Raw genomic sequence first — 25167 nt, 5'->3', positions numbered from 1 at the left:
CGTCCTCTTAGCGGTCCTCATTATTCTGGTGGCGGGCTCGCACGTTGGGTCGTGCGCTCACGCGATGGCGCCCGCGGGCGCACTGTAACCGAGTTCGGCCGAAATCGTGCGGCTGCACGCAGTAAGCCGTTCGAGGTAGTCGGGAATCTCGATGCGGCTGATACGCATCTCGGGGCCCGAGATGCTCAGCGAAGCGATCACGTTACCCGTCATGTCGCGCACGGGCACGGCGATGGCGACGGCGCCGGCCGTCACTTCGCCGACGCTGACCGCATAGCCCTTGCGCGCGACCGCGTCGAGCTCTTCGGTCAGCTGAAGCACGATGGCCTCGCCGGCTTGGGGCAGCTTCTTCATGCGCGCGAGAAAGTCGGCCCGCACGGCGTCAGGGGCAAAAGCGAGCAGCACTTTGCCGGAGGCTCCCGTGTTGAGGGGCCGCCGGTTGCCGACGGCGCCCACGGCACGCACTTGATGGGTCGTTTCGCAGCGGGCGACACAGACGGATTCGAGCCCTTCGCGCACGCGCAGCACGACCGTTTCGTTGATGGCCTGATTGAGCGCGAGCATGTGGCGGTGCGCCGCGCGCACGAGCGCGTTCTGCTGCTGCGCGGCCACGCCGAGCACGAAAGCCTGCGGCCCCAGCGAATAAGTCGCGCTGCGCGCGTCGAGCACGACGAAGCGATGCAGCTCGAGCGTGCACAGCATGCGATAGGCACGCGACTTGTTGATGCCGATGCCGTTCGCGAGCTCGGTCACGCCGAGCCCCGGATGTTCGGCGACGTAGGACAGCAGTTTCAGCGCGCTGTCGACCGAATCGACGATGTAGTTCATCCCAGCTCCTGGCTCCTATTCCTATTGCGGCTGTCCGGCGGCCAACTGCTCGCGCACGTGTTCGGCGAGTCGCTGCGCGAACGCATCGAGCGTGCGTTTCAGATCGGCGAAGCCGGCATGCGGCACGAACGCCGTTTCGTCCATATAAAGCGCGCGATTCAATTCGATCTGGATACTGTGCCGCCTGCGCGCGGGATCGCCGAACGTGCGCACCAGATCACCGCCTTGATACGGATCGTTCACGCGCACCGTGAGGCCTGCTTCGCGAAGCTGCGCGGCCACCCACTCGGTGAACGCTGGCTCGGCGCTCGTGCCGAGCCGGTCGCTGACGACGACGTCGGGGCGTGCCTGTCCCGCATCGACGTTCATCGCATTGCCGCGCGATTTCATCGAATGGCAGTTCACGTGCCACACGGCGCCGTGTGCGCAGGCGGCCTCGTCGATCGCGCTGCCGAGCGCGGCGCGGTAGGGCCGGTAGTACGCGTCGATGCGATGCCGCACTTCGGCGAGGGTGAGCTTGCGCGCGTACAGCGGCACGCCCGGCAGCGCATAGCGGCGGATCAGCCCCATGCCGCGCTTCGTGTAGGGCTCCGGTGAGAGCGGCTCGGGCCACGGTTCGGCGAGCAGCTCCGCGTCGATGTCGGCGAGCGCGCGATTGGCGTCGATGTACGCGCGGGTGAAGCGGGCGCCGATCAGCACGCCGCCGTGTTCGGGCACGCCCGTCCACAGCTCGTCGACGAACGCATCCCATGACGAGAGGATCGCCTCGCGCGGCGCGTGGGTCCCGAAATCGGCCGGCATACCCGCGCTGCTATGCGGCGAATCGAACACGATCGGCAGCGCGTTGGTGCCGGGGGCGGGTTGCGTCACGAACAACGCGTCGGTGGAGAGCGGGCCAGGCATGTTGCGGTCAAGCGTCACGGCGAGGGTTCCAGTCGGTCTGAGGGCGTCGGAGGCGTCGATGAATCGAAATCGATATCACGCTCACGTTTCATTCATTAAAACAACGTATCAATATTTAACGATGGCCCTTATGCGCGGTCAAGTTTTTTGTCGAGTGGGCGAGTTTGATGATTAAGCGTGAAGAAGGGTGAAGTTGGCAGTGTTTTAGCTCGTAAAACCGTTTTAGCCGGGCAAGGAAGTCAACGAGGGCTAACCATGATGCCAGTTCGCTTGACGTGAAATTTCTGCTTTAGAAATAATTAATAACACAGTGTTTTATTGAATAAAACAAATAATCAGATTAATTGGTGTTTTTCAACGGCAGGGGGAGACCTCATATGAAGCAGCAGGGTTGGTGGATGGCCGCCGCGGGTGCGGGCCTTGGGATCGCGTTCGCAGGCAACGTGTGCGCGCAGTCGAGCGTGACGCTGTACGGGATCGTCGATTCCGGCATGACCTACACGAACAATCTGAACGGGCACGTCGCGTGGCAGGCCACGAGCGGCAACGAGCAGGGTGCGCGCTGGGGTTTGATCGGCAGCGAAGACCTCGGCGGCGGCACGCGCGCGCTGTTCAAGCTCGAGAACGGCTTCAACCTCGAGACCGGCGCGGCTGGACAAGGCAACCGCATGTTCGGGCGTCAGGCATGGGTCGGGATGTCGAACGACCGGTGGGGGAATGTGACGCTCGGCCGTCAGTACAACGCCGCACAGGATGTGCTGGCGCCCATGCAGATCGGGGCGAGCACGTCGCTGACGCAATACGCGCTGCATCCGTTCGACACCGACGACCTCAACAACACGTTCCGCACCGACAACTCGGTCAAGTACGCCACGCCGAGCCTGGCGGGCGTGCAGGCCAGCGCGATGTATGCGTTCTCGAATTCGTCGGCTTTCGCACGCAACCGCAGTTACTCGCTCGGTGTCAGCTACGCGCACGGGCCGGTGCACCTGGGCGCGGCCTATGTGCGGCTCGACGATCCGGCATTCGATACGGGCGGGGCGATTCCTTCGGACAACTACTTCTCATTTTTGAAGGGCATCGTGCGCCAGCAGATCTGGGGCGCAGGCGGCACGTACGAATATGGCGACGCCACGTTCGGGCTGCTCTACACGACGTCGCTGTTCTCGCTGCAGACGGGTGCGTCCGAGCGGTTCACGAACTACGAGGCGAACTTGCGCTATCGCTTCACGCCGGCGCTGTGGTTCGCCTTCGGCGAGACGTACACGCAAGTGCATGAAACGGGCAGCACGACGCCGAGCCTGCACTATCTGCAAACGAGCACGGGCTTGCAGTACTACTTGTCCAAGCGTACCGACGTCTATGTGAATGCGATCTACCAGCGCGCCTCGAGCAACACGGTGGCTGCCATCGAGGGCCTGAGCGGGCCGTCGAGCACGCGCACGCAGGTGACGGGCGTCGTGGGCATTCGTCACAAGTTCTGACGCCAGGGGAGGGGCGACGCGAGCGAGCGGCCGGGGCGATCAAGTCACGGGCGCTTCGCTCGCCTCGTCGAGCGGGACGACTTCATGGAACTTCGCATAGTCGACGTGCGTGACGCCGTTTTCGTCATCGGACAGCAGATCGACGAAACGGTGGCGCCAGCGGATCGCCTCGTGCGGCCAGGAATGACGAGCGCGCATCGTCTGCGTAGTGGCCTCGTCGGCGCCCTCGATGATGATCATCAGCGATGCCTCGCGCGCGGCCAGGCTTTCGGGCGTCTGACCGAACAGCGGGCTCGACTCGTCGATCACGTGCATCAGGTTCCAGCCGAGCATGAAGATCGGATGCTGGTCGCGCACGAGATCGAGGTCGAGGATGCGCCACAGCCAGTAACCTTCGGGCGTCGATTCATGGAACATGAAGCGCAGCTTCGCATTCGCTTCGACGATCACGTTCTGTCGGGCGTTGGCTGCGCGCACCATCAGCGTGGGCTGGCCGTTGATCTCGCGCACGACCGCGTGGTTCGAAAAGATGATGCGCGCGCGCGGATGCGAAAAGCGCACGAAGATGAGGCCGGTCGCCAACGCAACGCCCGACATGCCGACGAAGATCTCCAGCGTGGCGATCGCGTGTGCATAGACCGTCTGAGGATGCATGTCGCCGTAGCCGACGGTCGCGAGCGTTTCGACGCTGAAGAAGAACATGCCGAGAAAGCCGGCCGGCGACTGGTTCGCGATCGGTGCCGTGCCGCATGCGTAGAGCGCGGCGAAGACGGTATTGACCAGCAGGAAGAGCAGCGCCAGCGCACCGAAGAACACGGGCCAGCGCGACGTCACCGCGCGGTGATAGAGGTCGAGCCAGCCGTGCCCGGGCATACCGTGCGTGACGATCGATGTCACCGACCCATGGATGACGCGGCCGCGATCGCGCCAGACGCGCGCGCGAGCCCGCGCCCGGATACCGCCTTTCGCTTTCGGAATGTCAGTGTGCGTTTGCGTCTGTGATCGCGTCATCGCGCCGGCCCGAATTTGGAATCGGGCCAGAGCGTAGCATGCCGACGCGGAGCGCGGCAGGCATCAAGGGAATGCGCGAGGCTTCGGTACGCCGGCGCCGTGCTCGATGTCGTCGACGGCTTGCCGATGGGCGGCCTCGACCGCATCGTCTGCGTCGTTCAGGCCCAGGTCGCCACCGACCGTGGTCCACCGTTGCACGGCCTTGTTCCGGTGACGGATTTCGTACTCGGCATCCCACCGTCCGCCTTGCAGCGCGATCGGGTGCACGTGAATCGAGTACACGCCATAAAGGAACTGTTGGTCGTTCAAGTTCATCATCGTCTCCAATCGCCGGCGACCCGGCACGTTCAGGAGAGGGGCGAACAAAACATCGGACGGACGGGCGTGCGGCCCGTCACAGCTCGAGCTCGCCAAGGATTTGATGGGCCAGCGCCTTCGCTTCTTCGAGCGCTTCGTGCGCGCTCGGGCTGGTCGTCTTCGCCTCGTAGAGGCTCGTTTCCGCATCCGCTCCGTCGTCGCGGGCGAGCGATACCACGCCCTGGTACTGCCCGTTGTCCAGGTGGCGCACTTGCGGGGTGGCGGTGTAGATGCCCTTGGTGTAGGTCAGCTCGTCCATGATGCCGCTCCTTGCGAGACGGATGCTTTGCATCGTAGCACGCGCTTTGTGGACGCATCGTGACGCACCGCGCAGTTACCGCAGTCGAGCCATCATGCCTCCAGCAGCGAGACGACCTCGTCGAGCGTCGGGGAGTGGGCACCTGCATGCCGGCACGCCGCGGCGCCCGCGGCGAGCGCGAACGCCAGATGTTCGCGCCAGCCGCGTTGCGGCGTGCGAAGCAGGCTGAAGATCAGGCCGCCGATCGAAGCATCGCCCGCCCCGACCGTATCGACCACCTCGACGCGCGGCGGCAGCGCCTCGATCGTCTCGCCGGACAGCAGCAGCGTGGCGGTCTGCGCCCCGCGCGTCACGAGGATCGCGGCGTGCGGGTTCAGCGCGCGCAACTGCGCTATCGCTTGCGTCTCGTCGGTATGAAACAGGTGCCGCAAGTCTTCGTCGGATACTTTGATCAGATCGGCGAGCGCCGCCATCGTCTCGAGCATCGGGCGATAGCCGCGCTCCATCAGATTCCGGTAGTTGGGATCGAAGCTGATCTTCACGCCGCGCGCGCGCAGTTCGGCCGCCAGCGTCGCGAGCGTCGCGCCGAGCGGTTCGCGAGCCAGACTGATACCGCCGAAATGCACCCACTGCGCCTGCGCCATCCAGCCTTCGGGGAGCAGCTCGGGGTCGAACGCGAGGTCGGCGCTCGCCTCGCCGATGAAGAAGTAGGCGGGCGGATGCGTCTGGTGCACGATCGCCAGCAGCGGCGCGCGCTCGACGCGTTGCATGAAGCGCGTGTCGAGGCCCGCGGCGACGCTGGCCATCCACAACTCGTCGGAGAAGCAATCGGTGCCGAGCGCACCCGCGCAGGCGCTCGGCACGCCGAGCCGCGCGACTGCGCGCGCGACGTTCCAGCCGGCCCCGCCCGGATGCGAGACCCATTGCGTGCCGCTCGTGCGCACGAGATCGGTCAGGATATCGCCGGCGCTCACGAAGTGCGGATAGTCGTCGATTCGCGTCATGTCGGTCACCGTTCGTCCGCCGGCGGTTGCAACGGCTCGTCGGGGCCCGGCTGCGCGGTGCCCGGCCCGGGCAGCGCGTTCAACACTTCGTAGCACGCGCCCATCGTGTGATAGTCGGTCTTGCCGGCCGGACTCTTCTCGTCGCTGTACTTGCGGTTGTCGCACGTGAGGATGCGATACCACGCGCCATGGCGATGATCCACGAAATGGTTCCAGCTATAGCGCCAGATCTCGTCGTACCAATCCCAGAAGCGTTCGCTGCCCGTGCGTTCGGCAAGCAGCGCGGCGGCCGCGAGCGTCTCGGCCTGCACCCAGAAGTACTTGTCGTGGTCGCACACCGTGCCATCGGGGCCGAAGCCATAGCACAGCCCCCCGTGCTCGTCGTCCCACGCATGCGTGAGCGCCGCATCGAACAGCTCGACCGCGCGCGGCAGCAGCCACGGCTGCGGCCGATGGCGCTCGAGAATCAGCAGCAGCTTGGCCCACTCGGTCAGATGGCCCGGCTGGAAGCCCCACGGGCGGAAGATGTTCGAGCTGTCCTCTTCGTTGTAGTGCCAGTCCACCGACCAGTCGGCGTGGTAGTGCTCCCAGATGAGCCCGTGCGAGAGCTTGGCCTGCCGCTGCGTGATGTTCGTCGCGACGCGTTCGGCGCGATTCAGATAGACGAGGTGCCCCGTGGCCTCGTAGGCCGCGAGCAGCGCCTCGGTCGCATGCATGTTCGCGTTCTGGCCGCGATAGGTCGAGACGTGCCAGTCGGGCGTCGCATCGTCGGCATACAGGCCCGCGGCCGGATCCCAGAAGCGGCGCTCCATGAGATCGAACGTCTCGGCGATCTGCCGGCGTGCCTCGTCGATGCCGGCGAGTGCCGCCTGCGCCTGCGCAAGCATCACGAACGCGAGCCCGTAGCAGTGCCGGGTGCCGTCGAGCGTGCGCTTCTCGCCGTTGCGCCATTCGATTTCCCAGTCGTAGCCGTGGTGCCGCTCGTCCCAATGGGCGTCGCGCAAGAATGCCAGCGCGTGGCGCGCATAGGTCAGATGCTGCGGATCGCCGAAATGACGATAGGCCATCGCGTAGTTGAAGACGAAGCGGCAGCTGCTGACGAGATGGCGCGTCGTGCGGTCATAGACCGTGCCGTCGTCCTTGAAGAAGTGAAAAAAGCCGCCCGACGGATCGTGCGCATTCGGCGCGTAGAACATCAGCGTGTCGGCGACATGCTCGAGCAGAAACGTGCGGTCGCGGAAGTTCTCGACGGGAGGCACGGTCGTGTTCGTGTGAACGACGACCGGGGCTGGAGACGGCGATTTGTTGGTCTTCGAGGCGTTGGGTAGCTTCGTCATGTCGTGATTTCCGAGGGGACGTCGGGGCCGGACGCAGGGGCTGTGGGCGTCGCGCCGCCTGTGCTGGCGCGCACGACCAGCTGCACGGGCAGGCGCACTTCGAGCTCGGCGGGCGCATCGTCGAGCAACAGTTCGACGCCGCGCGCCCCGAGCGCTTCCTTGTCGGCGGCGAGCGTCGTGAGTGGCGGGGCGGAGTGAGCGCTAGCGGGGATGTCGTCGAAGCCGACGATCGCCACGTCCTGCGGCACGCGCAAGCCGCGCGCCAGACAGACACGCATCGCGGCGAGGGCTGCCATGTCGTTGTAGGCGAACACGGCATTCGGCACGTCGCGTGGGCCGCGTGCATCGAGTAGTCGTTGCATGGCCAGTGCCGCACCCGCATCGGGTGGCAGCGTCGGGTCGATCGTCGTCTCGAGGGACGGATCGAACAGCAGCCCTGCTTCGAAGAATGCCCTGCGGTAGCCGAGCGCGCGCTCGGCGATGCTCGAGTGCGCGAGCGGCCCGCCGATGAACGCGACGCGCGTGCGCCCGAGCGAGAACAGATGCCGCATCGCGAGCGTGGCGCCGGCTGCGTTGTCGAGATTGACCGAGCGCAGGTTCGGTGCCCACAGATCGATCAGCACGAGCGGGCGGCGCGTCGCTGCCAGGGCCGCCAGTGTCTCGGGTTCGACGAAGCCGGCGACCGCAATGGCGTCGGGCGCGTGCAGGCGCAGCTGCTCGGCGATGTCTTCGGTGGGGCCGGCCGTCAGCAGCGACGGCACGATGCCGCGTGCGCGGCAAGCGTCCTCGACGCCGTGCAGGACGTGCGAGAAGAACGGGCTCGCGGCGAAGTTGTTGTGCTGGCGGTGCAGCAGGAACGTCAGGCGGCGGATGCGCGGCCGCAACTGCGCCGCGTCGTAGCCGAGTTGGCGTGCCGTTTCGACGACGCGCACGCGCGTGGCCTCCGACAAGCCCGGCTGGTTTTTCAATGCCCGCGACACCGTGCCGATCGACACGTTCGCCGCGCGGGCGATGTCGCGAATGGTGGTGGCCATCGTCTTCGATCCTCTGCCCCGAATGCGGCCGATTGTATAGTAAAAATCTAGGGAAATCGCCGGATCAATGCGGGACTATTTACAATAAATACCCGTTTATAAAGGGTTTCTAGAACATTTTGAAGTTTAGTAAACCATGCTAAACGGGATCCGGTTCAGGCATGCGTGACCCGATGCGACCTGCTATGGGATGCGGCGGGCCCATCGGCAAGCAAAGTACGAAGTGGGAAGAGCGGGGATGGCGAGCGAGCGTCAGGCGAGCGCTCGATAGGGGCGGGACGGCGTGCGCGCGACGATCATCGACCGCCGCGCATGGCTGATGCTCGAAGTGAAGCTTGATTGGCCGCTTGCTTGGCCACCTGATTGGCCACCTGATTGGCCACCTAAGCCGCGACGCGGAAGATCGCCACCGCGTCGCGCAGCGCGGCCGCTTCGTCGGCGAGTTCGACCGCGGCCGCCGCGGCCTTTTGCACGAGCAGCGCGTTGTGCTGCGTGACTTCATCCATCTGCGAGACCGCGCGATTGATCTGCGCGATGCCCGAGCTTTGCTCGTCCGAGGCGTGCGAGATTTCGTCGATGAGCGCGGCAACGCGTTTGACCGAGCCCAGCATGTCGACGATCGTCGAGCCCGCGCGCTCGACCGTGGCCGAGCCACCGTCGACTTCGGACGTCACGTCGTTGATGAGGCCCGTGATCTCCTTGGCGGCCTCCGAGCTGCGATGCGCGAGCGCGCGCACCTCCTGCGCGACGACGGCAAAGCCGCGCCCCGATTGTCCCGCGCGTGCCGCCTCGACGGCTGCGTTCAACGCGAGCAGGTTGGTCTGGAACGCGATGCCTTCGATGACCGATGTGATGCTGCGGATCTTCTGTGAACGTTCGCTGAGCGAGTGCATGCGTGAGATCGCGTCGGTGGCGGCCTCGTTGCCGTGCTCGGCCTTCGACGAAGCCTGTCCGGCCAGCACGTTGGCCTCGCGCGCATGGTCGGCGTTCGCGCGGACGGTTGCCGCCAGCTGCTCCATGCTGTTCGCGGTTTGCTGGATGCCTGTCGCGTGCTTTTCCGTGCGTGCCGACAGATCGGCGTTGCCGCTCGCGATTTCGTTGGTCGCGTGCGAGATGCCTGCCGCGGCGCGCTGGATCGTGCCGATCATCACCGCGAGCCGCTCGCGCATCGACTGCATCGCGTGCAGCACGCTATGTGTGTCGCCAGGCTTCACCTGGACCTGAACCGACAGGTCGCCTTCGGCGATCGCGTTGGCGATGTCGGCGGCATAGGCCGGCTCGCCGCCGAGCTGGCGGAACAGTTCGCTCGCCATCGCCCAGCAGAGCGCGGCCACGATCGCGATGCCCACGACGATGCACACCGCTACGAGCACCTGCACGGTATGGGCAAGCGTTTGTGCACGATCGTATTCGCGCTGTGCCGATTCGAGCTGCAACGCACGCAGGCGCGCCGTTTCGGTCTTCACTTGCTTGGCGTTCGGCTCGAGCGCCTGGGTGACGACCCACTGCGCCTCGGACAGATTGTTGGCCTTCAGATAGCCGAGCGTCGGCGCGAAGCCCTTGTCGCGGAGCAGCGCCCAGTCGGCGGCAAAACGCTCGGCGAGCACGCGCTCGTCCGCTTCGAGCGGATAAGCGCGGTACTCGCGCAGCAGAGCGTCGATGGCCTGGAGGTTGCTCGCGCTAGCGGCCAGCACCGCCTCGGTTTTGCTGGCCGAGGGATCGAGCACGGCGTCGCTGACGGCAAAGTGCGTCTTCGCGACGAGTTCATCGATGCTCGAGATACGTTGCAGCGCCTTGGCGCGGCCTTCGAATACTTGGCGCAGCGCATCGTCGGTGCGTTCCACGCCGGTGAGACCAATGCCGCCCACGGCGACGAGGACGGAGACGACCACGGCAAAGAGCGCGTAAAGCCGGCCTTTGACGGTAAAGCGAGAAGGTTTCATGCGAAGGAAAACCGAAGAAGCGAGCGCGATGCCGCGCGGGTGAGCCGCCGCAGAGTGTGCTGGCGGTTCACGACAAATTCATGAAAGATTCACAAAAAGTTCTGATGAATAGGCGCGTGGCTCGTGTGAGCGCGCGCGTCGTGCGCGACGGTTCGTCGTGGCGTCGTTTGCTTCAGGCGAGCAGCGAGGCGCCGCGCGAGGTCATCGCCGCCCCTTCGTGCAGATGCAGTTGGGCTGCGCCTTCGTCGATGTCGATCAGGAAAAAACCGCTCGCTTCCTGCTTGGCGCGATGCTTGGCCAGTGCCGCGACCGACGCGATTTCCTCGCTGCCGTAGCGTCCCCCTGGCGTCGACGCGGGCTTCACGCATACGCACCCGATCGCCATCGTCACGAAGCCGAAGAAGGTCGGGTTGCCGCGCCGGTCTTCACCATGAATGCCGCCGGCTGCGACGTCCTCGTCGGCGTAAAAACGCAGGGCGCCCTCGTTGAACGCCGCCATTGCGCTGCGAGCGCGCTCGCGCCAGTTGTCGCTCTGAAAGAGGATCAGGAAGTCGTCGCCGCCGACGTGGCCCAGAAAATCGCGCGTCGGATCACAGGCCTTCGCGAGCACGGCCGCCCCGAACTTGAGCACCTCGTCGCCTTGCCAGTAGCCGTAACGATCGTTGAACGGCTTGAAGTGATTGAGGTCGACGTAGCACGCGTAGAACGCCGCCTGGCGCTCGACGAGCCGCGCGATGTGCGAGCTGATCGGGATGTTGCCGGGCAGGAACGTGAGCGGGTTCGCGTAGCGCGCGGCCTCGATGCGCACTTCGGTCACGGCCCGCACGAGGCTCTCGCCCGTGCCGAGGCCGAGGTACTTGCCTTGGTCGGTGATCACGAAGCCGTCCGCCAGATAGCGCTGATCGTCGCTCGCGAGCAGCTTGGCCATCTGCTCGACCGTCATCGACTTCTCGATGACGACCGGCGACGCGTTCGCGAACAGCAGGCACGGACGCTTGCCGAACAGTTCGCGGTGATAGGGCAGCGCATAGCGGTCCATGAAGCTGCGGCGATTGATCAGCGCGATGGGCTGGTCGTGCTCGACGACGGCCAGCGCATGCAACGTCGGCAAGCGGTTGAACAGCTCGAGCACATCGTTGTTGCTCGCGATCTTCGGCAGCGCGGGCGCGTTCACGAGCATCTTCGCAGCGGCCACGCCGCCCATTGGCGAGCCCGGCGTCTGGCTGCGCGTGGCGCCCGGGAACACGGCGATGTGTCCGGCGCTGAGCGCTTCCCTTGCGGCATCGGCCACCGAGCGCTGCGCGTTCGCATCCGGACGGCCGAAGAAATAGCCCTGACCGAAGGCGATGCCCATGTCGCGCACGACGATGAGGTCCGCTTCGTTCTCGATGCCTTCGGCCACGAGCCGCGCGCCGCTTGCGCCCGCGAAGTGCTGCATCGCGCGCACGGCTTCGAACTTGAGCGGATCGTTGGCGATGTCGTCGATGAAGAAGCGGTCGATCTTGACGACATCCGGTTGCAGGCGCACCCACAGGTTCATGCTCGCGTTGGCCGTGCCGTAGTCGTCGAGCGCGAATTGCGCGCCGGTGTCGCGCAACGCGGCGATGACGGACTCGAAGCCCGGCACGTCGTCGATCGGGCACTGCTCGGTGAGCTCGAGCACGATGCGAGCGATCGGCATGCCGATGCGGCGCAGCCACGCGACGGTCTCTTCGCGTGTGTGCACGAGCGCGGCGAGCGCGGCCGCGCTGAAGTTCAGGAACAGCTTGCCTTCGCAACCGAGTTTCGCGAATTGCGCGACGCACGTGCGCGCGGCCGCGTGTTCCAGCTCGACCGACAAGCCTTCGCGTATGGCCTGGTCGAACAGCGGCCCCGGTGCTTCGAGCGACGTACCCGCGGGTCCCCGAATCAGCCCTTCGTAGCCGACGATCGTGCCGCCGTCGAAATCGACGATCGGCTGGAAGACGGCGGACAATCCGCGCCGGGCGATGAGTTCGGCGACGGATGGCGCTAGGGACTGCAACGACGGGCTACGTGACATGGCGCTGGGTTAAGCGAAAAGAAAATAGGATGTTCGGCTTAACGACTGCAGTCCTTAAGAATTCAATGAACTTTTCGTGAAGCGTTGCACTGCGATGGTGCAATGCCAAGTGTGTGGTGCACGTGCTTCAATCGACGGCCCACTCGCGCGGCGCAACAGGGTTGTCGCCCTCGGGTTGTGCCTCGCTCGATGCGTCGGCATGCGGGGCGGCTGCATCGGCATGACGCGGCGCTTCCTTGGGCGCCGACGTACCCTGCTCGACAGGCCGCGGCGCGATGACGACACGGTTGCGTCCGCTGCCCTTGGCATCGAGCAGCGCCGCATCGGCACGCCGGATCACGCGGTCGATCTGCTCGCCGCGCATGTGCTGTGCGACGCCCACGCTGATCGTCAACGTGACTTCGAACTGCCGCATGTCTTCGATGCGCTTGCGCAGGCGCTCGGCGATACGCGCGGCATCGAGCTGATCGGCGCCGGGCAGCAACGCGACGAATTCCTCACCGCCGAAACGGCCGGAGACGTCGGTCGGCCGCATGCTGTCCTGGATCTCGCGCGCGATGAGCTTGAGCGCCCGGTCGCCGGCGTCGTGACCGAAGCGATCGTTGACGGACTTGAAGTGGTCGGCATCGATGTAGAGCACCGAAACCGACTGCCCAAGACGCTCGGCGCGCGACAGAATGCGGCGCCCGAGCTCGAACACGCGGCGCCGGCGCGGCAGTTGCGTGAGCTCGTCGATGTCGGCGAACGCGCGCAGCTGGCGCTCGAGCCGGAAGCCTTTCTTTTGCGAGCGCAGCGCGAACAAGTTCGTGACGAGGCTCGTCGAGATGGCGATGAACATCGACAGCACGAGGCCGAACTGTTCGACGGCCGGCGGCCGGCTCAGCAGGTTCAGCGCGAGCGGGCCCCCGATCGCGAGCACGGCCGCCGCGGGAAAATCCCAGCCGCGCAGCAGCACCGGGCTGAACGACAGCGGAATCAGCACGAAGGCCGGCAGCACGATCAGCAGGCCATCGCCCCATTGCAGCGCATGCAGGACGATGCCGGCCTCGAGCGAGGCGATAAAGGCAAGCGCGGCAAAGCTGGCGCGCCGCCCGCTGCCTCTGACCCATGCGATGACGAGTGCGGCGGTCATCGGCATGGCCGGTGTGGCGCTCGCGAATGCGGTGCCGGCGAAGCGCTGTTCGTCGAGCCACGCGCCGCCCGCGATCATCACGACATAGCCGACGAGCGCCGTGGCGAGTTGAGCGCAGAGGAACGACCACAGCCGATCGGCGGCGTAGTCTTCGAACGACTGATTGTCTTCCAGCGCCTCGACCGTCTTCGCGCGCCGCGCTCGCGCACGGCGTTTGCGACGATTCGACGCCACCCCGTCATGGCGATCCTCGTGAGATCGGTCCTCGCTGCTCATTTATTTTCTCTCTTAGACGTGCAACTTCGGCTTTCACCGGAAACAGGGCCGCTTTGTTCCGTTGCGCCATTCTAATAGTGCGAAATGATGCTCGCGACGATTTTAAAGGCATTTAATTATGGCTGATAGTCTCGTTCATAGGGCCAGAACGCTTTACTGGACGGCGTGGGGCAGAGCGCCGACATGCGTATATCGCCGCATGACGTAATTTGGATAATCAAGCGAATTGCAAACGTTTGCTTTCCGCTATTTCCAATTTCAATTGTCTGACGATTGTGAAAATCGATATTTGCACGGGCGACGCGGACGGCGTCGCCCGTGCAAATTCGTAGAGGGCTGTTTCAAACATCCGTGGTGCGCGCGCCCCAGCGTTGCGCGAGCACCGCACACACCATCAGCTGGATCTGATGGAACAGCATCAGTGGCAGCACGATCGCTCCGACAGCATGTGAGGCGAAGATGACTTTGGCCATCGGCACGCCCGAGGCGAGGCTCTTTTTGGACCCGCAGAAGACGATCGTGATACGGTCGGCGCGATTGAAGCCGAGCCTTTTACTTACCCATGCGGTGACGGCGAGCGCAGCAGCGAGCAGCACGCCGTTCACGACCAGGAGGCCCGCGAGCGCCGTGAGCGGCACATGGTGCCAGAGGCCCTCGTTGACCGCTTCGCTGAATGCCGTGTAGACGACGAGCAGGATCGAGCCTTGGTCGACGAAGCGAAGTACGCGGCGATTGCGATCGACCCATGGGCCGATGAACGGGCGCAGCACCTGGCCCGCGACGAACGGCACGAGCAATTGCACGACGATATCGCCGACGGTATGCCAGGCCGAGCGCGACGCGGCGGCCTGGTTCGTGACGATGAGCCCGACGAGCGCCGGCGTGACGAAGATGCCGATGAGGCTCGACGCCGATGCCGCGCAGACGGCGGCCGGCACGTTGCCCCTGGCGATCGACGTGAACGCGATCGACGATTGGACCGTCGAGGGCAGCGTGCACAGGAACAGGATGCCCATGTACAGCGCCGGCGTGACGAGCGGCGCGAGCACCGGCCTGGCGGCCAGGCCCAACAACGGAAACAGCACGAACGTGCTCGCGAGCACGAGCACATGCAGCCGCCAATGCGTTGCGCCGGCCACGACGGCCTCGCGCGACAGCTTGGCGCCGTGCAGGAAAAACAGCAGACCGACGGCGACATTGGTCAGCGCATTGACGGCGACGGCGGTCTCGCCGCGGCACGGCAGGACGCTGGCCAGCGCAACCGTAACGACGAGCGCCAGCGTGAAGTTGTCGGGGACGAACAGCGGACGGGACATGAGCGGAGATCTTTTTTCGAAAGGGAAAGCCAGTGCGTTGCGTGAAAGCGAGCCGATGAAACGGGCGGCGACAGACGGCGCCGACGCGCGCGCAGCGGGACTCGTGAGACGAAAGAACGTCACGGTAACACCAGGTTACAACGGCGTCGCTCGCCTAACACTTTTTGCCTCGACACGTTAACGGGCGACCCATAAATTACATCTCGACGACCTCCCGGTGCATCAATCTTCCGACGACCCCGCGGTAAAGATGGCGCCTGTCCACGATGCGCGCCGCGCCCGGGCGGGCCGGGGGGCGAGTGATCGATATGGTGGATTCAGGTTTCAAGACGGTCGGGCGTAGGATGGCAGCTGCATTGTGCGCAGCGATGCTGTCGCTTGCGCACGCGCAGCCTCTGCACAAAGGGCCTACAGACCCTCACGGCACAGGCGCGATGGTCGGCAGTGCCGGACCCGCAGGCGCTGCGCATAGTGGGACTGGTTCCATTACCTTGATCCGCACGAGCAGCGCGTTCGCGCAAGCGCCGCGGCAGGCTGTGCGCCGCCGCGCGGGCGGTCCCGCGCGAATGACGCAGCCGGCGCCGAGTGGCTGGCCACTGCGTGCGGTCAGCGACGACTCGCGCAACGTGCCGCGTCCCCCGGGCGCCGCGCCTGACTTGCGAGCCGGTTCGATCCGCGCAGCCGTCACGCGCTACAACGAAGAGCACGAGGCCAACCGCGTCGTGCCGCGCCCACCGGGCCCCAGCGGGCGGCTGCCCGATCCCTCCCTTTACCGCAACTGACCCTCTCGCACGGCGCGGCTGCCCCATGAAGAGGCAGGGCTCGCCGGGTGCATTCCACTCCCTGGTCGCTTTCACCGGAACGCTGGCAGATTGACGGCGCGTCCCGTGTGATGCAAACACGCCACACTTTTTCGTTCGAACGGCCGTTTGATTGCCTCCTGGTGGCGTCCTCCGACGAAATCATTTTGTCATGGCGTTGTGGTGCGTCACTATTCGGTCCTATCGTAGAAACGCCCGCGAAACCCCGTAGCCATTGCGCATTGGCACCGTTTCGAGATTCGCCATCGTGGTGCATGACGCCTCAAAGGCATGCGTGCGCGAAGAGAATTAATCGGATCGCTATACCGGCAATAAGCGAGTGCTTTTTTGACCGGAAAAATGGTCCGCAACGATGGTTCCGCCCCGCAGCACATCGCCCCATGTATCAGGTGAACACGGTTCGCGCGAAGCGTTTCGTCACGCTATTGCCTTTGCTAAAAACAGGAGATCTTATGAAAGCCACCGTCAGCCGCACGCTGAAAACGAGTTTCCGATGGGCGGCCACGGCCGCCTTCATTGCCACGGGCTCGGCCGCTCACGCGCAATCGAGCGTGCAGCTTTATGGTCAAGTCGACGAATGGGTCGGCATGCAGCAATTTCCGGGCGGTCAGCGTGCATGGACAGTCGGCGGCGGTGGCATGTCGACTTCGTACTGGGGCTTGAAGGGGGCCGAAGACCTCGGCGGCGGCTATAAGGCGATCTTCACCATCGAAGACTTCTTCCGGGCACAAAACGGCAACTACGGGCGCTTCGATGGCGATACGTTCTTCGCGCGCAACTCGTACGTCGGCATCGAGTCGCCGTACGGCACGGTGACGGCGGGCCGCCTGACGACGCATCTGTTCGTCTCGACCATCCTGTTCAATCCGTTCGGCGATTCATACACCTTCTCGCCGATGGTCTACCACGTATTCCTCGGCAACACGGCGATTCCGACGGGCGCGACTTACGCGACGGACATGGGCGTGGTCGGCGATTCTGGCTGGAACAACGCCGTGGGGTATTCGACGCCCTCGTACAACGGCCTGTCGGCTGGCGTGATGTACGGCCTCGGCAACCAGGCCGGCAGCAACGCCGCGAAGAAATGGAGCGCGCAGTTCCTGTACTTCCATGGTCCGTTCGCGGCGACCGGCGTGTTCCAGTACGTGAACTTCAACAATGCGCCGGGCGACCTCGTCAACCCGGTCGCGTTCGGCAGCCTCGTGCCGTTCAAGAGCCAGAGCGTCGGCCAGCTCGGCGCGTCGTACGACCTCAAGTTCGTCAAGTTCTACGGCCAGTACATGTACACGAAGAACGACCAGATCGGTGGCGGCAGCTGGCATGTCAACACGGAGCAAGGCGGTGTGACGGTGCCGGTCGGCCCCGGCACGGTGATGGCTTCGTTTGCGTACTCGCGCGACGGTGGCGGCCTCGATCAGACGCGCCGCACCTGGGCGCTCGGCTACGACTATCCGCTGTCCAAGCGCACCGACCTCTACGCGGCGTACATGAACGACCACCTGAGCAGCCTCTCGACGGGCCAGACGGTCGGCGCGGGCATTCGCGCGAAGTTCTGAGCTTTTCGTTTCTCGGGACGGCCGGGCGTCGTGTGCCCGGTTTCGTTTCATCATGCGGCGCTTGCTAGTTGCAGCGCCGTTTTTTTTGTCGAGCCGCTTCGCGCTATCTCAAGCCGTCTCGAGCAACTGCACGGCGTAGCGACGATAGAGCCACGCAGAACACGCCGCGTGGAGCGAGCAGGTGGCGTACATCCAGACGGCCGCGCCGAGGGCGATCAGCTGGGCTTGATAAGCCGCGCCGATCATGTCCCGCAAAGCCAGCTCGTAGCCGGCCACGAACACCAGCGCCACCGCGATCAGCGGCAGCATCGCGATGAGGTAGGTCAGCGTGATACTCCAGAAGTGACCGCGGGAATCCTGCCACGCCGCGCGCCACTGGATCGTGTTGCCGATCGCGATGTGGGTGAAGACGAGACTCGCGCGCACGCCGACCAGCCAGGCGACCAGCGCAATGAGGGCCATCGGCCACCACCACGTCGGACGTGAGCCGAGCGCGAACACCACAACAAGCGAGAGCACGACAACGGCAGCCAAGATGCCGAGGACGATCAGCAGCGACGCACCCACGTAGCGCCAGAATGCTTTGTCGACGAACGCGAACCCCTGCGTGGCCGTGGCGCCGAGCAGCGTGTGGCGGACGACGAACAGAAACACGTCGATGATCACACACGACTTGACGAGCGCCGCGAGCGCGCCGATCAGCGCGAGGCCCGTGTGCGCCGTCTGCGATGAGTCTTGCGCGAGGACGAGGTTGGTTTTCGCCTGCATATAGCTCGTGAGCAACAGCGCCACGAACAGAATCAACGCGACGACGGGTCTTTCGAAGGTCGTCGACCTTGCACTTTTCCAGGCGCCTCGGACGCACTGGCTGAATGTGACGGTTTCCATGTGTCATTCCTTGAATTATTGTGATTACATCTCGCGCGCGACGACACGACTGCTTTCGGGAATCTGAACCAGTTCGAGCAGCAGCCGCGCATAGCGCCGGTACAACCACGCACAGCTCGCCGCCGTCAGTGCCCAATTCAGGTAGTCGCAGGTCGCTCGCGCCACGGCGAGCACGATAGGTGAGACCGCGATCCCATGCAGGTGCACGTTCGGCCCTGCCGTGAACAGGATTCTTTCAAGCACGTCGAACGGACCCGAGGCGATCAAATAGAGCCGCGCAATGGTCCAAAAATGGCCCCGCGTGTCGCGCCACGACGCGAACCAGTCGGCGTCATGGCCGATCGCGATGTGCGTGAACGTCAGGCCGAGGCGTGTCGAGAAGAACAAGCCGACGCCGTAGACCGACGCTACGATCAGCCAGACGTTGGTGCTATCGGTCGCGACGACCTGGCCCACCAAGATCGACATAGCCAGCCCGAACACGCCCAAGTCGAGCAGCGTGACCGCGCCGACACATTTCCAATACGCGAGGTCGATCAGTCGGAAGCGTGCCTTGGCGCCGAGCATCGCATGGCGAATCACCAGCATGGCAACGGCGACCCCGATCAGCAATCTCGCGCCGCCTGCCAGCGCGCCCAAGAGCCAGTCCCCGAAATGGGCCAGGCTGCCTTTTTCCGAAGCCGCTTCGGCGAGGTTGGCGTTGATGCCGACATAATTGCCGAATGTCAGTGCGATCAACAAAATCGACGCCGTTATAGGTCTTTTCAGCGTGGCCGATTTCGCGTCTTTCCAGACGGCTGCCAAATACTGCCTTAACGCTACGGTTTCCACTGGGTCCATCCTTTGTTGTTCTTCAGGTCTCGAGGCAATTGCGCCGGTATTGTGCCACGCACGTTTCCGGCCTTCGCTGCCCGCCCACACCGTTGCCTATACTGCGAAAGACACCCGCGTAACGTTTCGCATGCGAACGGGGGGAGACATGACTGATCTTTCGGCGCCCCGGCGCGTCGGCCAGACTGGGCCGGCCGCCGGCGCGCGGCTGCGCTTCGTGACGGCGGCGGCGCTGTTCGACGGGCACGACGCAGCGATCAACATCGTGCGCCGTATCTTGCAGGCGAGCGGCGTCGAGGTCGTGCATCTGGGGCACAACCGCTCGGTCGCCGACGTGGCGAGCGCGGCGCTCGACGAAGATGCCGACGGCGTCGCCGTCTCGAGCTATCAGGGCGGTCACGTCGAATATTTCCGGTATCTCGTCGACTGGCTGCGCGAACACGGTGGCGATCGCATCAAGGTGTTCGGCGGCGGCGGCGGCGTGATCGTCGCCGACGAAATCGACGAGCTGCAACGCTACGGCGTCGAGCGGCTTTACTCGCCGCAGGACGGCCAGCGGCTCGGTCTGCAAGGCATGATCGACGACATGATCGCGCGCTGCGCCAAAGTCCGCGGCGGCCAGCCGGCGCCCGCAATGGGCGCGCTCGCGAGCCTGGCCCGCCGCGAACGCACAGGCTGGCGCGCGCTGGCGCAGTGGATCACGGCGCTCGAGAACGGGCGCGTCGACGCATCGGTGCGAGAAGCGCTGACCAAGCAGGCCTCGCACGTCGTCTCGGTGCCCGTGCTGGGCGTGACGGGCACGGGCGGCGCCGGCAAATCGTCGCTGACCGACGAGCTCGTGCGACGTTTCCGGCTCGATTACGGCGATACGCTCGACATTGCGGTGCTCGCCGTCGACCCATCGCGGCGCAAGTCGGGCGGCGCACTGCTCGGCGATCGCATCCGCATGAACGCGCTCGGCGATTGGGGCCACGGCCCGCGCGTGTTCATGCGCTCGTTGGCCACGCGCGAGGCGCAGGCCGAGTTGCCGGAAGTCCTGCCCGACGCGATCGCGGCATGCAAAGCGGCAGGCTTCTCGCTCGTGATCGTCGAGACGTCGGGCATCGGGCAGGGCGGCGCGGCGATCGTGCCGCATGCCGACCGGTCGCTGTACGTGATGACGCCTGAGTTCGGCGCGGCGAGTCAGCTCGAGAAGATCGACATGCTCGACTTCGCCGATTTCGTGGCGATCAACAAATTCGACCGCAGCGGCGCACCCGACGCATTGCGCGATGTCGCCAAGCAGGTGCAGCGCAATCGCGGCGCATGGTCTGTGTCGCCCGAGACGATGCCGGTCTTCGGCACGATCGCCGCGCACTTCAACGACGACGGCGTCACGGCGCTTTACCAGCGTATCGCTTCGTCATTGCGCGAGGCCGGGCTGCGCGAGCAGGACGGCGGCGGACGACTGCCGCGCATCGACGCGCGCCATTCGAGCGAACTGGGCGCGATCGTGCCGGCCACGCGCGTGCGCTATCTCTCGGACATCGCGGGGACGGTACGCGGCTATCGCGCGCGCGTTCAGACACAGGCTCAGATTGCGCGCGAGCGCTGGCAGCTCGGCGAGGCACGCCGCATGCTGACGGTATCCGCGGCTCAAACACAGGCGAACGACGCCAGCGGCAACACGCACGACGAAGCGCAGGCTGCGGCACTGGCTCGCCTCGACACGTTGATCGCGGAGCGCGAGGCGCTACTCGGCGTGCAAGAGAAAGCGCTGCTCGAAGCTTGGCCGCAGAGGGTCGCCGCTTACTCGGGCGATGCGCGTGTCGTGACGGTGCGCGGCCACGAGATCCGCACCGCGCTGACGGTCACGACGCTCTCGGGCACATCGATGCGCAAGGTGTCGCTGCCGAAGTTCGTCGACCCCGGCGAGACGCTGCGCTGGCTGGCGCTCGAGAATCTGCCCGGCTATTTCCCTTATACGGCCGGCGTGTTCGCGTTCAAGCGCGAGAACGAAGAGCCGACCCGCATGTTTGCCGGCGAAGGCGATCCGGCCCGCACGAACCGGCGTTTCAAGCTGCTCTCCGAGGGGATGCCGGCCAAGCGTCTGTCGACGGCCTTCGATTCGGTCACGCTCTATGGCGAGGACCCGGCCGAGCGGCCCGACATCTACGGCAAGATCGGCAATTCGGGGGTCTCGGTCGCCACGCTCGACGACATGAGGCTGCTCTACGACGGCTTCGATCTGTGCGAGCCGACGACATCGGTATCGATGACGATCAACGGGCCGGCCCCGACGATCCTCGCCATGTTCTTCAATGCGGCGATCGACCAGCAGCTCGCACGGCTCGCCGATGAATGCGCATCGCAGGGCCGCGAGCCGACGCTCGATGAAATCGCGACCACGCGCGCGGGGGCGCTGCAGAACGTGCGCGGCACGGTGCAGGCCGACATCCTCAAGGAGGACCAGGGGCAGAACACCTGCATCTTCTCGACCGAGTTCAGCCTCAAGATGATGGGCGACATCCAGGCGTATTTCATCGAGCACGGCGTGCGCAACTTCTATTCGGTGTCGATCTCGGGTTATCACATCGCCGAGGCGGGGGCGAATCCGATCACGCAGCTCGCCTATACGCTCGCGAACGGCTTCACGTACGTCGAGGCGTACCTCGCGCGCGGCATGTCGATCGACGACTTCGCGCCGAACCTGTCGTTCTTTTTCTCGAACGGCATGGAGCCCGAATACTCGGTGCTGGGCCGCGTCGCGCGGCGCATCTGGGCCATCGCGCTGCGCGAGCGCTATGGCGCCAACGAGCGCAGCCAGATGCTCAAGTATCACGTGCAGACCTCGGGCCGGAGCCTGCATGCGCAGGAGATCGACTTCAACGACATCCGTACGACGCTGCAGGCGTTGATCGCCGTCTACGACAACTGCAACTCGTTGCATACGAATGCGTTCGACGAAGCGGTCACGACGCCGACCGAGGAATCGGTGCGCCGCGCCATCGCGATCCAGCTCATCATCAATCGCGAATGGGGGCTCGCGAAGAGTCAGAACCCGAACCAGGGCAGTTTCGTCATCGAAGAGCTCACCGACCTCGTGGAAGCCGCCGTGCTCGACGAGTTCGATCGGCTGACGGCACGCGGCGGTGTGCTCGGGGCGATGGAAACCGGCTATCAGCGCGGGCGTATCCAGGACGAGTCGATGCTGTACGAGCATCGCAAGCACGATGGCTCCTATCCGATCGTCGGCGTGAACACGTTCGTGAGCGAGCATCGTGTCGATGCGCCGCCTCCCCTCGCGCTGGCGCGCTCGACGCGCGAAGAGAAGCGCGGCCAGCTCGCGCGGCTCGCCGCGTTTCACGAGCGCCATCGCGACGAGGCGGGCCCGATGCTGGCCCGCCTGCAACGAGCGGTACTCGACGACACCAATGTGTTCGCCGTGCTGATGGATGCGGTGCGGGTGTGCTCGCTCGGGAGCATCACGCACGCGCTGTTCGAAGTAGGGGGGCAGTACCGGCGCAACATGTGAGCGCCGGTCAGCGAGACATCACGCTTCCACGCGGGTCGACAACAGCGCGCTGAGTTCGTCGACGGCCGTGCGCTCGGCAAGCGCTTCCCCTGGGCGGTTACCGCCTGCGATGACGGCACCGTGGAACTGCATGGACATGTAATCGGCGGTGAGTCTCAGCGAGTCGATCAACGGAGCCGCGGCGCGTCGGTCGCCGTCGCTGACGGTCGTCACCACCGACATCGACTTGCCGGCCATGCGGCGCTTGAACTCGACACCGGGCACGCGCAGCCAGGCGCTCCAATAATCGAGGTAGCGCTTGGCGTCGGCGGGCAGGCTGTACCAGTAGAGCGGCATAGCGAAGACGAGATGCGAGGCGGCGAGCGTGCGTTCGAGGAGCCGCGCTTCGTGCCCGGTCGGCGCTTCATAGACGCTGCCGGGTTCATGCCGCTGATCGACGAACGGCGGCAGCGGATAGTCGTGAAGGTGGAGCCAGTCCTGCATGGCCGTCTCCGGCAGGGCAGCGGCGGCAATACGGGCCAATTGTTCCGTGTTGCCGTTGCGCCGGGCGCTGCCGAGCAGGAAAAGAAACGATTCGTTTTCCTTCATGTTCGTGTCCGCTGATGGATGAGAGATCACAGCATAAGAGGCGCTGCTGGCGCCCGGCAAACGAGAATTTCTCGATGTCGAGTTAGTTTCGCTAAACTGGCGCGATGCCAAGCGTGATCTCCACCAACAACATTCCGCTGAACGCGTTGCGCGCCTTTGAAGCGGCTGCCCGCTTGGGCAGTTTCAAGGCCGCCGCGGCCGAGCTGTTCGTCACGCCGGCGGCGGTCAGCCAGCAGGTGCAGGCGCTCGAGTCTTATCTCGGGACATCGCTGTTCGAGCGGCTCAATCGCGCCGTGCGGCTGACTGCGACAGGTGCTGCCTTGGCGAGCGAAGTGTCGGCTGCATTCGCGCGCCTCGAGACGGCGCTGATGGCGGCTGCCCCGGCCGAGACGCGAACCCGCAACACACTTGTCATCAGCGCCGTGCCTTCGTTTGCGTCGCGTTGGCTGGCGCCCAGGCTCGACCGCTTCCAGCAGCGCCATCCACAGATCGATTTGCAGCTAATGTCATCGGAAACGCTCGTCGATCTGGCCGCCGACGGGCACGTCGATATCGCGTTGCGTTATGGGCCCGGCCCGTATGGTGATCTGCACGCCGAACGGCTATGGTTCGACGACATCGTCATTCCCGTCTGCAGCCCTGAACTTCGCGCCAAGTTGCCGGCCGGTCAGGCTTGGCTCGACGAGTCGATGCCGGTCACGTTGCTGCGTGTGGCGCTGCCGTCATCGTCGCGTGCCGCCGCGGAGCGGCCCGGCAACGTCTGGACGGCCTGGTTGGCTGCAACCGGCCATGCCACGCCAGCGTGGCTGGCGGCGGCGGAGTCGGGGCCGCTTTACGGCGTGACGCATCTGGCCATCGAAGCGGCGATCGCCGGACGCGGCATCGCACTTGCGCCACGCGCGCTCGTGGCCGACGACCTGGCCGCGGGGCGACTCGAACGGGTCGGCACGGCGGCTGCGCCCGACGTCAATTCGTTCTGGCTGCTGTGCCGCAAAGAAAACGTCGACAGGCCCGGCATCCGGGCCTTTGCCGACTGGATACGAGGCGAGATCGCCGCCCCGTATCGCTGAGACCCACTACGTCGTCATTAGGCCGACAGCACGCGGGCACGCGCCTGCTCGTACTCTTCCTTGAGTCGCGCGACGAGCTCGGCGACGGTCGGGACGTCGTGCATCATGCCGACGCCCTGGCCGGCACCCCAGATGTCCTTCCATGCCTTGGCCTTGTCGCCGCCGAAGTTCATCTTCGACTTGTCCGACTCGGGCAGCGCATCGGGGTCGAGCCCGGCGTTGACGATGCTCTCGCGGATGTAGTTGCCGTGCACGCCCGTGAAGAGGTTCGTGTAGACGATGTCGGAGGCGTTCGCGTTGACGATCGCGTGCTTGTAGCTCTCGACCGCATGCGCTTCCTGCGTGGCGATGAAGCGCGTGCCCATGTACGCGAGGTCGGCGCCCATGGCCTGCGCGGCGAGGATCGAGCTGCCGTTGGCGATCGAGCCCGACAGGACGATCGGGCCATCGAAGATGCGCCGCACTTCGCCGACGAGCGCGAACGGCGAGGTCGTGCCTGCATGGCCGCCGGCGCCGGCCGCCACGAGGATGAGTCCGTCGACGCCGGCTTCCAGCGCCTTCTCGGCGTGACGCAGGCTGATGACGTCGTGCAGCACGATGCCGCCGTAGCTGTGCACGGCATCGATCATTTCCTTCACGGGCGCGCGCAGGCTCGTGATGTAGATCGGCACCTTGTGCTCGACGCACACGCGCACGTCCTGCTCGAGCCGCACATTGGACTGATGCACGATCTGATTGACCGCGATGGGCCCGATCACGGCATCGGGATTCGCGGCCTTGTGCGCGGCGAGCTCCTCTTGCATCTGCGTGAGCCATTCGTCGAGCAGCTCGACAGGGCGCGCGTTGAGCGCAGGGAATGATCCGACGATACCGGCCTTGCATTGGGCGAGCACGAGCTCGGGATAGCTGACGATGAACATCGGCGATGCGACGACTGGCAGGGCCAGGTTCTTGAGGACGGCGGGCAAGGCCAT

At 65.2% G+C, this 25167-nt stretch carries 21 protein-coding genes; 5 read left to right on the top strand and 16 right to left on the bottom strand.

The genetic code is table 11. The features are described 5' to 3' along the window. Positions 1 to 57 precede the first annotated feature (57 nt). The gene (locus tag D7S89_RS11300; RefSeq protein WP_121277737.1) at positions 58 to 828 is read right to left on the bottom strand and encodes an IclR family transcriptional regulator; all 771 of its coding nucleotides are present in this window, start codon (positions 826 to 828) and stop codon (positions 58 to 60) included. Between the two features lie 21 nt (positions 829 to 849). Continuing rightward, positions 850 to 1731, bottom strand: a complete 882-nt coding sequence (locus D7S89_RS11295; protein ID WP_121277935.1) for an N-formylglutamate amidohydrolase — start codon at positions 1729 to 1731, stop codon at positions 850 to 852. 377 nt (positions 1732 to 2108) lie between these two features. On the opposite strand from D7S89_RS11295, the gene D7S89_RS11290 reads away from it, so the two are divergent. Further along, positions 2109 to 3215 carry a porin gene (locus D7S89_RS11290; protein ID WP_121277736.1) on the top strand — a complete coding sequence of 369 codons (1107 nt, stop codon included), beginning with the start codon at positions 2109 to 2111 and terminating at the stop codon, positions 3213 to 3215. 39 nt (positions 3216 to 3254) lie between these two features. On the opposite strand, the gene D7S89_RS11285 is transcribed toward D7S89_RS11290, so the two are convergent. The 10 genes from D7S89_RS11285 to D7S89_RS11240 all read right to left on the bottom strand — a co-directional run bounded on the left by D7S89_RS11285 (position 3255) and on the right by D7S89_RS11240 (position 14925). Then, positions 3255 to 4088: an ion channel gene (locus tag D7S89_RS11285; protein ID WP_245982829.1), complete on the bottom strand. Its 834-nt coding sequence runs from the start codon at positions 4086 to 4088 to the stop codon at positions 3255 to 3257. Between the two features lie 201 nt (positions 4089 to 4289). After that, positions 4290 to 4541 (bottom strand): hypothetical protein, encoded by a 252-nt coding sequence (locus D7S89_RS11280; protein WP_425470777.1) that lies wholly within the window; start codon positions 4539 to 4541, stop codon positions 4290 to 4292. A gap of 79 nt (positions 4542 to 4620) precedes the next feature. Further along, positions 4621 to 4842: a hypothetical protein gene (locus tag D7S89_RS11275; RefSeq protein WP_121277734.1), complete on the bottom strand. Its 222-nt coding sequence runs from the start codon at positions 4840 to 4842 to the stop codon at positions 4621 to 4623. A 92-nt stretch (positions 4843 to 4934) separates the two neighbouring features. Beyond that, the gene (locus tag D7S89_RS11270) at positions 4935 to 5846 is read right to left on the bottom strand and encodes a carbohydrate kinase family protein (RefSeq protein WP_121277933.1); all 912 of its coding nucleotides are present in this window, start codon (positions 5844 to 5846) and stop codon (positions 4935 to 4937) included. Between the two features lie 5 nt (positions 5847 to 5851). Next, positions 5852 to 7183, bottom strand: coding sequence for an AGE family epimerase/isomerase (locus tag D7S89_RS11265; protein ID WP_121277733.1), 1332 nt, complete (start codon positions 7181 to 7183; stop codon positions 5852 to 5854). Continuing rightward, positions 7180 to 8217, bottom strand: a complete 1038-nt coding sequence (locus tag D7S89_RS11260; RefSeq protein ID WP_121277732.1) for a LacI family DNA-binding transcriptional regulator — start codon at positions 8215 to 8217, stop codon at positions 7180 to 7182. Before D7S89_RS11260 ends, D7S89_RS11265 begins: the two co-directional genes overlap by 4 nt. Positions 8218 to 8600: 383 nt before the next feature. After that, positions 8601 to 10160, bottom strand: a complete 1560-nt coding sequence (locus D7S89_RS11255; protein ID WP_121277731.1) for a methyl-accepting chemotaxis protein — start codon at positions 10158 to 10160, stop codon at positions 8601 to 8603. A gap of 172 nt (positions 10161 to 10332) precedes the next feature. Further along, the gene (locus D7S89_RS11250; protein WP_121277730.1) at positions 10333 to 12201 is read right to left on the bottom strand and encodes an EAL domain-containing protein; all 1869 of its coding nucleotides are present in this window, start codon (positions 12199 to 12201) and stop codon (positions 10333 to 10335) included. A 127-nt stretch (positions 12202 to 12328) separates the two neighbouring features. Beyond that, on the bottom strand, positions 12329 to 13609 hold the full coding sequence (locus tag D7S89_RS11245) for a GGDEF domain-containing protein (RefSeq protein ID WP_121277729.1): 1281 nt from the start codon (positions 13607 to 13609) through the stop codon (positions 12329 to 12331). 341 nt (positions 13610 to 13950) lie between these two features. Then, positions 13951 to 14925 (bottom strand): bile acid:sodium symporter family protein, encoded by a 975-nt coding sequence (locus D7S89_RS11240; RefSeq protein ID WP_121277728.1) that lies wholly within the window; start codon positions 14923 to 14925, stop codon positions 13951 to 13953. A gap of 344 nt (positions 14926 to 15269) precedes the next feature. Here D7S89_RS11240 and D7S89_RS11235 point away from each other — a divergent pair, with 344 nt between their 5' ends. Both D7S89_RS11235 and D7S89_RS11230 read left to right on the top strand, forming a co-directional pair. Then, a complete protein-coding gene (locus D7S89_RS11235) occupies positions 15270 to 15707 on the top strand; it encodes a hypothetical protein (RefSeq protein ID WP_147426632.1) in 438 nt (145 codons plus the stop codon). Positions 15708 to 16198: 491 nt separating this feature from the next. Further along, positions 16199 to 17302: a porin gene (locus tag D7S89_RS11230; RefSeq protein ID WP_121277726.1), complete on the top strand. Its 1104-nt coding sequence runs from the start codon at positions 16199 to 16201 to the stop codon at positions 17300 to 17302. Positions 17303 to 17410: 108 nt separating this feature from the next. Here the strand turns inward: D7S89_RS11230 and D7S89_RS11225 are convergent, their stop codons facing one another. Together D7S89_RS11225 and D7S89_RS11220 are read right to left on the bottom strand one after the other, a co-directional pair. Then, the gene (locus D7S89_RS11225; RefSeq protein WP_121277725.1) at positions 17411 to 18190 is read right to left on the bottom strand and encodes a hypothetical protein; all 780 of its coding nucleotides are present in this window, start codon (positions 18188 to 18190) and stop codon (positions 17411 to 17413) included. Positions 18191 to 18214: 24 nt separating this feature from the next. Then, positions 18215 to 18928 carry a hypothetical protein gene (locus D7S89_RS11220; RefSeq protein ID WP_147426631.1) on the bottom strand — a complete coding sequence of 238 codons (714 nt, stop codon included), beginning with the start codon at positions 18926 to 18928 and terminating at the stop codon, positions 18215 to 18217. A 241-nt stretch (positions 18929 to 19169) separates the two neighbouring features. Here D7S89_RS11220 and icmF point away from each other — a divergent pair, with 241 nt between their 5' ends. Continuing rightward, positions 19170 to 22535 (top strand): fused isobutyryl-CoA mutase/GTPase IcmF, encoded by a 3366-nt coding sequence (gene icmF / locus D7S89_RS11215; RefSeq protein WP_121277723.1) that lies wholly within the window; start codon positions 19170 to 19172, stop codon positions 22533 to 22535. Positions 22536 to 22553: 18 nt separating this feature from the next. Here the strand turns inward: icmF and D7S89_RS11210 are convergent, their stop codons facing one another. Next, on the bottom strand, positions 22554 to 23123 hold the full coding sequence (locus D7S89_RS11210) for a flavodoxin family protein (protein WP_121277722.1): 570 nt from the start codon (positions 23121 to 23123) through the stop codon (positions 22554 to 22556). 113 nt (positions 23124 to 23236) lie between these two features. On the opposite strand from D7S89_RS11210, the gene D7S89_RS11205 reads away from it, so the two are divergent. Further along, on the top strand, positions 23237 to 24193 hold the full coding sequence (locus D7S89_RS11205; protein WP_183085154.1) for a LysR substrate-binding domain-containing protein: 957 nt from the start codon (positions 23237 to 23239) through the stop codon (positions 24191 to 24193). A 17-nt stretch (positions 24194 to 24210) separates the two neighbouring features. Here the strand turns inward: D7S89_RS11205 and D7S89_RS11200 are convergent, their stop codons facing one another. Beyond that, the gene (locus tag D7S89_RS11200; protein WP_121277720.1) at positions 24211 to 25167 is read right to left on the bottom strand and encodes an NAD(P)H-dependent flavin oxidoreductase; all 957 of its coding nucleotides are present in this window, start codon (positions 25165 to 25167) and stop codon (positions 24211 to 24213) included.

The sequence above is a fragment of the Trinickia fusca genome (assembly GCF_003628145.1).
Taxonomy (GTDB): Bacteria; Pseudomonadota; Gammaproteobacteria; order Burkholderiales; family Burkholderiaceae; genus Trinickia; species Trinickia fusca.
This window is presented reverse-complemented; position numbering and strand designations above follow the sequence as displayed.

What these genes read in the sequence shown, in the direction of transcription:
- D7S89_RS11265 (WP_121277733.1), bottom strand. Translation starts at nt 7,183, where the DNA reads ATGACGAAGCTACCCAACGCCTCGAAGACCAACAAATCGCCGTCTCCA.
- D7S89_RS11250 (WP_121277730.1), bottom strand. Translation starts at nt 12,201, where the DNA reads ATGTCACGTAGCCCGTCGTTGCAGTCCCTAGCGCCATCCGTCGCCGAA.
- D7S89_RS11270 (WP_121277933.1), bottom strand. Translation starts at nt 5,846, where the DNA reads ATGACGCGAATCGACGACTATCCGCACTTCGTGAGCGCCGGCGATATC.
- D7S89_RS11285 (WP_245982829.1), bottom strand. Translation starts at nt 4,088, where the DNA reads ATGCCCGGGCACGGCTGGCTCGACCTCTATCACCGCGCGGTGACGTCG.
- D7S89_RS11295 (WP_121277935.1), bottom strand. Translation starts at nt 1,731, where the DNA reads ATGCCTGGCCCGCTCTCCACCGACGCGTTGTTCGTGACGCAACCCGCC.
- D7S89_RS11210 (WP_121277722.1), bottom strand. Translation starts at nt 23,123, where the DNA reads ATGAAGGAAAACGAATCGTTTCTTTTCCTGCTCGGCAGCGCCCGGCGC.
- D7S89_RS11235 (WP_147426632.1), top strand. Translation starts at nt 15,270, where the DNA reads ATGGCAGCTGCATTGTGCGCAGCGATGCTGTCGCTTGCGCACGCGCAG.
- D7S89_RS11300 (WP_121277737.1), bottom strand. Translation starts at nt 828, where the DNA reads ATGAACTACATCGTCGATTCGGTCGACAGCGCGCTGAAACTGCTGTCC.
- D7S89_RS11240 (WP_121277728.1), bottom strand. Translation starts at nt 14,925, where the DNA reads ATGTCCCGTCCGCTGTTCGTCCCCGACAACTTCACGCTGGCGCTCGTC.
- D7S89_RS11275 (WP_121277734.1), bottom strand. Translation starts at nt 4,842, where the DNA reads ATGGACGAGCTGACCTACACCAAGGGCATCTACACCGCCACCCCGCAA.
- D7S89_RS11245 (WP_121277729.1), bottom strand. Translation starts at nt 13,609, where the DNA reads ATGAGCAGCGAGGACCGATCTCACGAGGATCGCCATGACGGGGTGGCG.
- D7S89_RS11200 (WP_121277720.1), bottom strand. Translation starts at nt 25,167, where the DNA reads ATGGCCTTGCCCGCCGTCCTCAAGAACCTGGCCCTGCCAGTCGTCGCA.
- D7S89_RS11225 (WP_121277725.1), bottom strand. Translation starts at nt 18,190, where the DNA reads ATGGAAACCGTCACATTCAGCCAGTGCGTCCGAGGCGCCTGGAAAAGT.
- D7S89_RS11280 (WP_425470777.1), bottom strand. Translation starts at nt 4,541, where the DNA reads ATGAACTTGAACGACCAACAGTTCCTTTATGGCGTGTACTCGATTCAC.
- D7S89_RS11290 (WP_121277736.1), top strand. Translation starts at nt 2,109, where the DNA reads ATGAAGCAGCAGGGTTGGTGGATGGCCGCCGCGGGTGCGGGCCTTGGG.
- D7S89_RS11255 (WP_121277731.1), bottom strand. Translation starts at nt 10,160, where the DNA reads ATGAAACCTTCTCGCTTTACCGTCAAAGGCCGGCTTTACGCGCTCTTT.
- icmF (WP_121277723.1), top strand. Translation starts at nt 19,170, where the DNA reads ATGACTGATCTTTCGGCGCCCCGGCGCGTCGGCCAGACTGGGCCGGCC.
- D7S89_RS11260 (WP_121277732.1), bottom strand. Translation starts at nt 8,217, where the DNA reads ATGGCCACCACCATTCGCGACATCGCCCGCGCGGCGAACGTGTCGATC.
- D7S89_RS11230 (WP_121277726.1), top strand. Translation starts at nt 16,199, where the DNA reads ATGAAAGCCACCGTCAGCCGCACGCTGAAAACGAGTTTCCGATGGGCG.